The sequence below is a fragment of the Ruoffia tabacinasalis genome (assembly GCF_042652985.1).
GTDB lineage: Bacteria > Bacillota > Bacilli > Lactobacillales > Aerococcaceae > Ruoffia > Ruoffia tabacinasalis.
This window is the reverse complement of sequence record NZ_JBHSHQ010000016.1, coordinates 88,003-100,096: the sequence shown is the minus strand read 5'-3', so window position 1 is coordinate 100,096 and position 12,094 is coordinate 88,003. Positions and strand designations below refer to the sequence as shown.

The window sequence follows — 12,094 nt, the reverse complement described above, 5'->3', positions numbered from 1 at the left end:
GCTGAAGGGTAGGTTTCCCACGTGTTACTCACCCGTGCGCCACTCACGTCAAGAGAACAAGTTCTCCGTCGGTGCGTTCGACTTGCATGTATTAGGCACGCCGCCAGCGTTCGTCCTGAGCCAGGATCAAACTCTCATAATTGATTGTTTGAGCTTTTGCTCATTACTATTCTAGCTTTGTTGACCTTTTTTAAACTGGTGGTCGTCCAGCGAAATTGTTTGGTTGTCTGTTCCGTAGAACAGATCCCCTTACACATTTGGTGTGTTTATCTTTGTTCAGTTTTCAATGAGCTTTCGTTGCGGTTGTGATGCAACTTTATTAGTATAGCACGTTTATGAAGTCAAAGTCAATAACTTTTTAAAAGTATTTATTTGGTTTCTCGTGCTCGTTGTCTGCTAAGACAACTTTTAAATAATACCATGTGCGCCATAACAATGTCAATAACTAATTAAAGTTTTTTGAATTTTTTATGCGTTTTTGGTTTTCTTTGTAACCGCTACAAACATTACTGTAACGACTTATATAATGTTAACACTGCATTTACAATCTGTCAATAGTTTTGTAAATTATTTGTAAATTTAATGTAAACATTCTTTGCTGTTAGATATTAGTTACTTTGTCTCGTAACAGCAAGAACTAATATAGCATGAAATTTAGCTACAGGTCAACCTTTTTTTCACTTTTATCTATTATTTTCTACTTTACATAAATTTAATAATGGAATTGGCCTTTTTTCTTGTATATATCATTAGGAGGTTTTTATATGATGTATATTTTTCAGTTTGTTATCGGTAGTTGTCTTGGATCCTTTGCTTATTGCTTTGCGTTTGATTGGGTACACCAGCAAATCTGTTTAACTCGTCGCTCTACTTGTGATCATTGCTCTACTACACTTAAAGCTTTTGATTTGATTCCAATCGTTTCTCAAGTCTTAAGTCGATTTAGGTGTCGCTACTGCCAGAAGCCAACGAGTTCCTTCTATATAATAGTCGAAGTCATGAGTGGTCTTTTGTTCGTATGGACTAGCTTTGTGTTTAAGGAGTATCACTTCTACTTTATCTTGGTCTTTACCTTAGTAAGCTTGTTAATGATCTACTGTGATATACACGCTATGATGGTACCTGATTTGCTTCAGTTCATTCTTTTATGTCTTGTTTTGTATATTGTTTACGTCAGCGATCTTGAATTTGATATGCAATTATTGCTTTCATCGGTAACCTTTGTTTCTTTCTTGATTTTTAACACACTAAGGCCTGCTTCTATTGGAGGGGCAGATATTAAAGTCTTTACGATTCTTTCATTATGTATCCCTGTTTCTCTATTCCCTATGTATTTGTTCATTACTTCCGCTACCGCCCTATTTTATTTCTTATTTGGTTACTTATTTAGATTTAAGTCCACAGGCGCTTTACCTTTTTTCCCATTTATATTTTTCGGTTTGTATTGTATCCTCTCTATATAGAATATGAATACAAAAAAACGCCCGCTCACTAATTTAACTCAGTGAGCGGGCGTTTGCATATGAAGATATTTAATTATTTAAATGAAGACTTAGCGTCTTTTTCTTCTTTTTCGGCTTCAGCTTTTTCAGCTTCGGCTTTTTCTTTCGCAATTCTTTCTTCTTCTAAAATTCGTTCGATATCTTCTGAAGTTGATGTTTCAAGTGAACGGTAACGGTTCATACCAGTTCCGGCAGGAATTAGTTTACCGATAATAACGTTCTCTTTCAATCCGATCAATTCATCACGATCTCCACGAATAGCAGCGTCAGTTAAGACACGTGTCGTTTCTTGGAATGATGCAGCAGAGATAAATGAATTTGTCTCTAGAGCTGCTTTTGTAATTCCTAGTAAAACTGGACGTGCAGTTGCAGGAACTTCTCCTGCTTTGATTGCTGCTTCGTTGGCTTTAGAGAAGTCAGCGATATCTAATAATGCACCTGGCAAGATATCTGTAGAAGCTGGGTCCATAACACGTACTTTACGAAGCATTTGGCGAACCATTACTTCCACGTGTTTATCTCCGATTTCTACCCCTTGTCCACGGTAAACATTTTGTACTTCATGTAATAGATAGTTTTCAACAGTGATAACATCAGTTACACGTAGTAATTCTTTCGGATCAATTGAACCTTCTGTTAAGGCTTGACCACGTTCTACAGTTTCTCCAACCGTAACTTTAAGTCTTGATTGGAATGGCACGTTATATGTACGTGTATCTGTAATACCACGAACAGTAATATCTTTAGTACGGTCTGAAGCTTTCTCTTCGATCGCTTCAATCTCTCCAGCCACTTCCGTGATTTGAGCTAACCCTTTAGGGTTACGTGCTTCAAAGATCTCTTGGATACGAGGAAGACCTTGAGTGATATCTCCACCACCGGCAACCCCACCCGTATGGAATGTACGCATTGTTAATTGTGTACCAGGCTCACCGATTGATTGGGCAGCGATTGTACCAACTGCTTCACCAACTTCAACTTCGTCTCCAGTCGCTAAGTTACGTCCATAACAGTGTTTACATACACCATGAATCGTATCACAAGTGAATACTGAGCGAATCGTTACTTCTTCGATACCAGCAGCAATAATTTGTTGCGCGATATCTTCTGTAATTAATTCGTTATTAGAGATAATAACTTCATTTGTTTCTGGGTGACGTAAAGTTTTTTGTAAGTAACGACCGATTAGACGTTCTTCTAGTGATTCAATGACACTATTTCCATCTTTAATCGCTCTAATTACTAAACCTTTGTCTGTTCCACAGTCATCTTCACGAACGATAACATCTTGTGCCACATCAACTAAACGACGTGTTAAGTAACCTGAATCGGCTGTCTTCAAGGCAGTATCGGTCATACCTTTACGAGCCCCATGGGTAGAGATAAACATTTCTTGTACGTTTAATCCCTCACGGAAGTTCGATGTGATCGGTAACTCGATAATCTTACCACTTGGAGCCGCCATGTTACCACGCATACCAGCTAACTGAGTGAAGTTAGAGATATTACCACGGGCACCAGAGTCAGACATCATGTTAATTGGGTTAAGACGTGGAAGTTTTTCAACCAGTTCGTTTTGAATTTGGTCTTTCGCACGTTCCCAAGTACGGATAACATTATTATAACGCTCATCTTCAGTGATTAAACCACGGCGATATTGCTTAGTGATTTTCTCAACGCGGTCATGAGCATCTGTAATGATTCCTTCTTTAGTATCTAAGTTAATAACGTCCGCAACCCCAACAGTAATACCTGATCGAGTTGAGTATTTATAACCTAAGTCTTTCATCTTATCAAGCATGATAGATGTTTCAGTAACTTGATAACGTTTGAACACTTCTGCGATCACGTTACCTAAATGTTTTTTCTTGAATGGAGGAACTAAGTCCATTTCTTTAATCGCTTCTTTGACATCTACTCCATGCTCGATGAAGTATTTATCAGGTGTGCGTTCAATTAAGTTTTCAGTTGTTGGCTCGTTTAAGTATGGGAACTCTTCTGGCATGATTTGGTTAATAATCACTTTACCAACAGTCGTTACCATTAAACGTTCTTTTTGCCAATCTGTAAATGGTTTTCCTTCTAATGAAGCTGCAGGAATGGCAATACGTGAATGTAAGTGTACATATCCGTTTTGGTAAGCTAATTCAACTTCACTTACAGAAGAGAACACCATACCTTCTCCGATACGTCCTTCTTCTTCTAATGTTAAGTAGTAGTTACCTAAAACCATATCTTGTGATGGTGTAACAACTGGTTTACCATCTTTAGGGTTCAGGATATGTTGTGCAGCTAACATTAATAGTCTTGCTTCTGCTTGAGCTTCTTCAGATAACGGAACGTGAACAGCCATTTGGTCACCATCAAAGTCGGCGTTATAAGCTTCACATACTAATGGGTGAAGACGAATCGCTTTACCTTCAACGATCACTGGTTCGAAAGCTTGAATACCTAAACGGTGAAGCGTAGGTGCTCTGTTTAATAGAACTGGATGTTCTTTAATCACATCTTCAATAACTGGCCAAATTGCGTCATCTTGAGTTTCGATCATTTTCTTCGCGTTTTTGATATTTCCTGCGATATCTCGTTCAACTAATTCTTTCATTACAAATGGTTTGAATAATTCAATAGCCATTTCTTTTGGTAATCCACATTGGTACATTTTTAATGATGGTCCAACGACGATTACTGAACGTCCTGAATAGTCAACACGTTTACCAAGTAAGTTTTGACGGAAACGTCCTTGCTTACCTTTTAACATGTGTGATAATGATTTCAATGGACGGTTACCCGGTCCAGTTACAGCACGACCACGACGACCGTTATCAACTAATGAGTCAACAGCTTCTTGTAGCATACGTTTCTCGTTTTGAACGATGATGTTTGGTGCTCCAAGATCTAATAAACGTTTTAGACGGTTGTTACGGTTAATAACACGACGGTATAAATCGTTCAAGTCACTTGTTGCAAAACGTCCACCTTCAAGTTGTACCATTGGACGTAACTCTGGTGGAATAACTGGCAGTGCATCCATAATCATCCAAGTTGGATCATTACCTGATTCTAAGAATGAGTCTAGAATATCAAGACGACGAATCGCACGTGTACGTTTTTGTCCTGTCGCTGTTTTTAACGTCTCTTTTAATTCTGCTACTTCTGCTTCGATATCAACGGCTGCTAATAAGTCACCGATTGCTTCGGCTCCCATTTTAGCTTTAAATCGATTACCGAATTCACGGCGTTTTTCACGGTATTCTGTCTCAGTTAATAGTGATTTAACTTCTAAAGGTGTATCACCTGATTCAATCACGATATAAGAAGCAAAGTAAATAACTTCTTCTAATAAACGTGGACTTAAATCAAGGATAAGCCCCATACGACTTGGAATTCCTTTGAAATACCATACGTGAGTTACTGGAGCGGCTAATTCAATATGCCCCATGCGTTCACGACGTACTTTAGAACGTGTAACTTCTACACCACAACGTTCACAAACACGACCTTTATAGCGAATACGTTTGTACTTACCACACGCACATTCCCAGTCTTTTGACGGACCAAAAATACGCTCACAGAATAAGCCATCTTTTTCTGGTTTTAATGTACGGTAATTAATTGTTTCTGGCTTTTTAACTTCACCGTATGACCAACTACGGATTTTCTCTGGGGATGCTAAACCAATCTGCATTGATTCAAAAGTATTAACATCTATCAAAGGGCCAACCTCCTTATAAAATTGCCGATAGTCGACAGAGCCACTCGTTTAAAGAGTGGTCCTCTTATCAATCTATCCTGTTATACTAACTTTTAATTATTTATCAGTGTTTTTCTCTACAGCTTCGCTTGCAGCAACTGGTTTATTAACTGCTTGTTGTTGACTTGCTTGCTTTTGATCTTCTTTGTATTTTTCTAAGGCGTTAAAGTTAATGATATCGTCATCTTCTTCATCGTCTTGTAAGTCGATCTCTTTGTGATTTGAATCAAGTACTTGTAAGTCTAATCCTAATGATTGTAATTCTTTTACTAATACTCGGAATGATTCAGGCACACCTGGTTTTGGAATTGGCTCACCTTTTACAATGGCTTCATAAGTTTTCACACGTCCAACAACGTCATCTGACTTGTAAGTTAGAATCTCTTGTAATGTGTAAGCTGCACCATAAGCTTCAAGGGCCCAAACCTCCATCTCACCAAAACGTTGTCCACCAAATTGTGCTTTACCACCTAATGGTTGTTGCGTTACTAATGAGTAAGGTCCAGTTGAACGAGCATGGATCTTGTCGTCAACCATGTGTCCTAATTTAAGCATGTACATAACACCAACTGATACTTTACGATCAAACGGCTCCCCTGTTCGACCATCATATAAAGTAGTTTTAGCATCGTCTGCTAAACCAGCTTCTTTGATTGTCTCCCAAACGTCTTCTTCACTTGCACCATCGAATACAGGTGTAGAGATATTAATACCCATCTCACGCGCTGCCATTCCAAGGTGAAGTTCGAATACTTGTCCGATGTTCATACGTGAAGGTACCCCTAATGGGTTCAGCATAATGTCCACTGGTGTTCCATCAGGTAAGAATGGCATATCTTCTTCAGGCACGATTAAAGAGACAACCCCTTTATTACCGTGACGTCCGGCCATTTTATCCCCTTCACTAATTTTACGTTTTTGTACAATGTAAACACGGACTAACATGTTTACTCCTGGTGATAATTCGTCTCCGTTTTCACGCGTAAAGATCTTCACGTCATGAACGATTCCGCCTCCACCATGTGGTACACGTAGCGATGTATCGCGGACTTCACGTGCTTTCTCACCGAAGATTGCATGTAATAGGCGTTCTTCTGCAGATAGTTCTGTTACACCTTTAGGTGTTACTTTACCTACTAAAATGTCCCCATCACGGACTTCAGCACCGATAGCAATGATTCCGTCTTTGTCTAGATATTTAAGTGCGTCTTCCCCAACGTTCGGGATTTCGCGTGTAATTTCTTCAGGTCCTAACTTAGTATCACGAGCTTCTGATTCATATTCTTCAATATGAATTGAGGTATATACGTCATCTTTAACAAGTCGCTCTGACATGATGATCGCATCCTCGTAGTTATATCCATCCCAAGTCATGAAGGCTACTAATGGGTTTTGACCTAAGGCCATTTCTCCATTTTCCATTGAAGGTCCATCCGCTAAGATATCTCCTTTAGCAACAGTTTCACCTGATTCAATAATTGGTCGTTGGTTATAACATGTACCAGCATTCGAACGTGCAAATTTAGTTAAACGGTAATCATCGAATGATCCATCTTCTAATTTAACGCGAATACGGTCTGCATCTACATAAGTAACTGTACCAGGACGTTTACATAATAATGCTGCTCCTGAGTCATGTGCTGCTTGATATTCCATACCAGTACCAATATATGGTGCTTTAGGATTAATCAATGGAACAGCTTGACGTTGCATGTTCGCTCCCATTAGGGCACGGTTCGAGTCATCGTTTTCCAAGAAAGGAATTGATGCCGTCGCAACTGATACAACCTGTTTAGGCGATACATCCATGAAATCGACTTGTTCTCTTGGAACTTCGATATTCTCAGACTTGTAACGAGCCATAACAGTTTCGTTTGTAAATGTTCCATCTTCATTCAGTAATGCGTTTGCTTGCGCAACGATATATAAATCTTCCTCATCTGCTGATAAATAATGGATTTCTTCAGTTGCACGGTTTGTTTCACGGTCAACTTTACGGAATGGCGTTTCAATGAAGCCAAACTCGTTGATTTTCGCATAAGTTGCGAGTGAGTTAATTAACCCAATGTTTGGTCCCTCCGGTGTCTCAATTGGACACATACGACCGTAGTGAGAGTAATGCACGTCACGTACCTCGTATCCAGCACGGTCACGGGTTAATCCCCCAGGTCCTAAGGCTGATAGACGACGTTTATGTGTTAACTCACCCAGTGGGTTTGATTGGTCCATGAATTGAGATAGTTGAGATGAACCAAAGAATTCTTTGATTGCAGCAACTACAGGACGAATGTTAATTAATTGTTGTGGTGTCATTGACGATGTATCTTGTAGTGACATACGTTCACGAACAACACGTTCCATACGGGATAATCCGATACGGAATTGGTTTTGTAATAATTCCCCTACTGAACGAATACGACGGTTACCTAAGTGGTCAATGTCGTCTGTTCCACCAATACCATAGTCTAGGAATAAGTAATAGTTAATTGAAGCAATGATATCTGCTGGTGTTAAGCTCTTAACTTCTTCAGTCAGATGACCATTACCAATAATATTAATAATTTGTTCTGGATCTTCTGGTGAATAAACACGAACAACTTGTACATCGATTGGTTCTGCAACAACTGCTTCTGGAGCAGGGTGTAACGTCACCATGTTTAAGCCTTTATCTAAATAAGGAACTAATTTTTCAATGTCATCTTGCTCTAGTTTAGTACCTTCAGTGAACAATACTTCTCCAGTTTCAGGATCCGCTAAAGTTTCAGCTAATGTTAAGCCTAATAAACGGTATCTTAAGTGAAGTTTTTTGTTGATCTTGTAGCGTCCAACAGGCGCTAAGTCATAACGGCGTGGGTCAAAGAAACGAGCTGTTAATAAGTTTCTTGCACTTTCCGCAGTTTTTGGCTCACCTGGACGTAGACGTTCGTACACATCTTTAAGTGCTTCTTCCACACGAGTGTCAGCAACGTTTTTATGTACGTCTTTGTCGATGGTTGTGTTTAATAATTCTGATTCAGTTAAGATATCATAGATTTCTTCATCTGATCCGAATCCTAAAGCACGAACTAATTCTGTTAATGGTAATTTACGTGTACGGTCAATACGTACATACGCAACACCTTTAGCATCCGTTTCAAATTCTAACCATGCACCACGGTTTGGAATGACTGTTGATGTAAATGTGTGACGGTTTTTCTTATCTAGGCGATCATGGAAATATACACTCGGCGAACGTACTAATTGAGAAACGATAACACGTTCCGCTCCATTAATAATGAATGTTCCCATTTCTGTCATCATTGGGAAGTCCCCAAAGAAAACAACTTGTTCTTTTACTTCATTTGTCTCACGATTCACTAAACGTAATTTTACGTAAATTGGCTGAGAATAGTTTGCATCATGACTTCTTGCTTCGTCGACGTTATATTTCGCTTCTCTAAATTCATAGTCTACAAAATGTAACTCTAAGTTTTCTGTGTGGTCAACGATTGGTGAGATATCCTCAAACATAATTTTTAACCCATCCTCAAGGAACCACTGATATGAATCAGTTTGGATTTCGATTAAGTTTGGTGATTCTAGTACTTCGTTAATACGTGAATAACTACGACGCTCTGCTTTTTTACCATATTTCACAATATGATGATTACTCAAGCTCTTCACCCCTTATAAATTTTAGAACTAAGTTAGATATTACAAGAATGTTACAAATATTAACCTTGGGTTACATCTGAGATTTTTACCCAATTTTGGGCAAAAAAATAACAAAGGATTGTGGACTCTTGGAAAAAGCGACTCAATCTTTTGTTTTATTCTGGCGGAATGTCGGCTGGACAATATTTCAGCAGACTTCCCTTCATCTATACCTATTCTTTGCGTTTATCTATATTACTAGAATTTTAGTCCTATGTCAATACTTTTTGTCTTATTTATCATTAACACGCTTACTTACAACTCGTTTCGAATTTTTTGGTGGAAACAATACAAAGAAGAGTAAGTTAAACTCACTCTTCTTAGCTTATTTAATGTTCGCATGTCTACTATTTTTTAGCTAGTCTTTGTTTTAACCGCTCCACCCATGTATCTGCCTTCACTACTCGTGTAGTATCATCTACGTTAAAATGTTTCTTGTTGTCTTTCTTATTGTTATCTCGACTTTCTTTCACTATTGCCTGTTGCGTTTGTATAACCGCTCGTCGATGTGCATCATGGACACTATTGAAACTCATAACAGCAAACCTCCTATTATGTTGTCTTTGCATCTTTGTCAGGTTGATTGGCACTGTAACGGAACTACTACCTTACCCTTAATATAATTATATCATGATTAAAATGACACTTCAATATTAGGTTGTATCGTCATATTTTATATTTTTTACACGATTTTCTCACTCGTTAATATCCAGTAACCTTTATCTTGCTTTACTTTCTCAGCATTACCAAAAATATCTTCCATATGTTTATATAAAGATGGTGCTCCTTGTTTCTTCTGGATGACGACCCATAAGGAGCCTCCTGGTTTCAATTGCTTGTAGCTATGGGTAATAAACTGATGAACCGTCTGTTTTCCTGCTCTAATCGGTGGGTTGGTTAGAACATAATCGAAAACCTCCCCGTTCAGATCGACTGATGTCGCATCATCTAGTAACCATTGAATCGTCCCAACTTGATTCAATGAGCTATTTCTCTGGGCAAGGTGATAGGCTCGCTCGTTTAATTCCACAGCGGTAATCGAGGCTTGAGGAAATGCTTTAGCTAAGGTTATAACGATTGGTCCATAACCACTACCTAATTCTAAAATTTTTTGACCTTCAAGGACTTGTTTCTCTTCCATAAACGTCTCTACTAAACGCTGTGATCCATAGTCTACGCGGTCTTTTGAGAACACACCGCTATCGGTAATCAATTTAAGATTGAACCCATTTACTACAGTATCTAGTTGCTTTTCTTGATGTTGACTTTGGGGATTATTAGAAAAATATTGTTCATTCATATGCTTCACCTCTTTATATACTTAGCAATATCATATCACTTTATTTTGATTCATGTTAAACTATAGCTAGAAAATAATCTAAAAATTATTGGAGGATATTAAATGGTTAAGTTATTTGTCTCGGATATGGATGGGACGCTTCTCAATGAAGAACACGTGGTTTCTGAAAGAAATGCGAAAGCAATTAAGGCGCTACAACAAGCAGGCATCGAATTTGTGATCGCTACTGGGCGTGCCTACAATTCAGCAAGACCAATGTTAGATGCTCATAAAATCAACTGTAAAATGATTAACTTAAATGGGGCCGCCGTCTACAACTTAGATGGTGACATCGAAACAAAAATCCCGTTAGAAATTGATACTGTTAAAGAAATGCTGAACTACCTAGAAGAAACTAAAACGGCTTATTCAGTCATGACAGATAAATACTTCTATGTAGGAGATAAAAAAGCTTTCGTTAATCGTGTGAAGGGAATGCTTCGCAAATTAGAAATCGAGAAATATACCAATATCGAAACAGACGATGCTTATTCCAGTGATGCGCAGTTCATTCATGAACTTGCTTACATTAAAGATATGAGTGAGTTTAGTTATACAGATGATACCACTGCTCTAAAATTTATGATTTTCGGTGAACCCTCTGATAGCAAGTTGCCTAACTTCCTTAAAACTTTTGAAGGCTATGAAGATTTAGACATTACGTCTTCGGGACCAGATAACTTAGAAGTCACACATTCAAAAGCTCAAAAAGGGTTTGCAGTTGCTGAGTATGCAGCTTCTCGCGGTATTGCTATGGAAGACGTTGCGACTATCGGGGACTCATTAAATGATCGCTCGATGTTACAAATGGCAGGACATAGTTATGCCATGGATAATGCGTCACCAGAAGTGAAAGAAATGGCTAAGTTTATAGCTCCTTCACACCGGGAAGACGGCGTTGCTGTTGTCATCGAAGAAATTTTAAACCAATTATAAAACTTTGACAAGCAGTATAACACCCGTTATATTGCTTGTTTTTTATTAAAGGAGAGAATTAACATGCCTGACTCAAAAGACACGATCTATTATCAAGAAGGTCCACGTTGTGTTTTATTATTACACGGCTTTGTCGGAAGCATTCAAGAAATTGGACGAACGGCTAGAGCGCTTCGCAAGGCTGGTTACAGTGTCTATGCTTTTAACCTAGCAGGACATGGGACAAAACCTGTGGGCGATTTATTCGAGGTCCATCCTAATGAATGGATTCAGCAAGTTGATGAAGCGATTCAGTTCTTAGAAGATGAGGGTTATGAGCAAATTGCAATTATGGGGCTGTCTCTAGGAGGAATATTAGCTTTGAATGCCGCTCAAAAGTACCCAAATCACTTCACCGGAATTGGCGCCTTCAACAGTCCATGTATTAATGGCCTAGACCCAACACCTATTCGAAGATACATCACAAGCTCCATTCGACGCATTCTTTCACATAGAAAATGGTCCGATGAGGATATTCAACAGGAAGTTGAAAGCTTGACCCCATTAATGAATCAGCAAATCGAGCAAATTGATGAGTTAATTATTGGTGTTCGTGATAACTTACCGAAAGTTACGACACCTACTTACATTGCTAAATCAATTCAAGATGAGCTGATTGATCCTAAGACGCAAGATGATATTGCGAGTAAATTAACTCACGCAACGGTTCACCTTGATAGTTTCCAAGATGGTCGCCATGTCATAACGACTAGCCCTGCTTTTCGTGACTTTCAAGAAGCCTTAATTGACTACCTTGATCAACTTGCTTGGTCATAAAAAAGCCTGAAGAACTCACATCTAGTATGAGTTCTTCAGGTTTTTATCATTTAT

General features: G+C 38.6%; 7 protein-coding genes and 1 rRNA gene. 3 read left to right on the top strand and 5 right to left on the bottom strand.

The window, feature by feature from the left end:
• Positions 1-142, bottom strand: a 16S ribosomal RNA gene (locus ACFO5Y_RS03330); the annotation flags it as partial.
• Between the two features lie 622 nt (positions 143-764).
• Between ACFO5Y_RS03330 and ACFO5Y_RS03325 the strand changes: the two genes are divergently transcribed.
• Positions 765-1,463, top strand: coding sequence for a prepilin peptidase (locus tag ACFO5Y_RS03325; protein ID WP_197104044.1), 699 nt, complete (start codon positions 765-767; stop codon positions 1,461-1,463).
• Between the two features lie 73 nt (positions 1,464-1,536).
• On the opposite strand, the gene rpoC is transcribed toward ACFO5Y_RS03325, so the two are convergent.
• The 4 genes from rpoC to ACFO5Y_RS03305 all read right to left on the bottom strand — a co-directional run bounded on the left by rpoC (position 1,537) and on the right by ACFO5Y_RS03305 (position 10,249).
• Positions 1,537-5,217 (bottom strand): DNA-directed RNA polymerase subunit beta', encoded by a 3,681-nt coding sequence (gene rpoC, locus ACFO5Y_RS03320; RefSeq protein WP_138404210.1) that lies wholly within the window; start codon positions 5,215-5,217, stop codon positions 1,537-1,539.
• Positions 5,218-5,313: 96 nt separating this feature from the next.
• Complete coding sequence (rpoB, locus tag ACFO5Y_RS03315; RefSeq protein WP_197104045.1) at positions 5,314-8,919, bottom strand: DNA-directed RNA polymerase subunit beta; 3,606 nt, start codon at positions 8,917-8,919, stop codon at positions 5,314-5,316.
• Positions 8,920-9,296: 377 nt separating this feature from the next.
• Entirely contained in the window at positions 9,297-9,485 is a 189-nt protein-coding gene (locus ACFO5Y_RS03310; protein WP_197104046.1) for a hypothetical protein, read from the bottom strand.
• Positions 9,486-9,631: 146 nt separating this feature from the next.
• The gene (locus ACFO5Y_RS03305) at positions 9,632-10,249 is read right to left on the bottom strand and encodes a class I SAM-dependent methyltransferase (protein WP_197104047.1); all 618 of its coding nucleotides are present in this window, start codon (positions 10,247-10,249) and stop codon (positions 9,632-9,634) included.
• A 102-nt stretch (positions 10,250-10,351) separates the two neighbouring features.
• Here ACFO5Y_RS03305 and ACFO5Y_RS03300 point away from each other — a divergent pair, with 102 nt between their 5' ends.
• Together ACFO5Y_RS03300 and ACFO5Y_RS03295 are read left to right on the top strand one after the other, a co-directional pair.
• Positions 10,352-11,224, top strand: a complete 873-nt coding sequence (locus ACFO5Y_RS03300) for a Cof-type HAD-IIB family hydrolase (protein ID WP_197104048.1) — start codon at positions 10,352-10,354, stop codon at positions 11,222-11,224.
• Positions 11,225-11,287: 63 nt separating this feature from the next.
• The gene (locus tag ACFO5Y_RS03295; RefSeq protein WP_197104049.1) at positions 11,288-12,040 is read left to right on the top strand and encodes an alpha/beta hydrolase; all 753 of its coding nucleotides are present in this window, start codon (positions 11,288-11,290) and stop codon (positions 12,038-12,040) included.
• Positions 12,041-12,094: the final 54 nt, after the last annotated feature.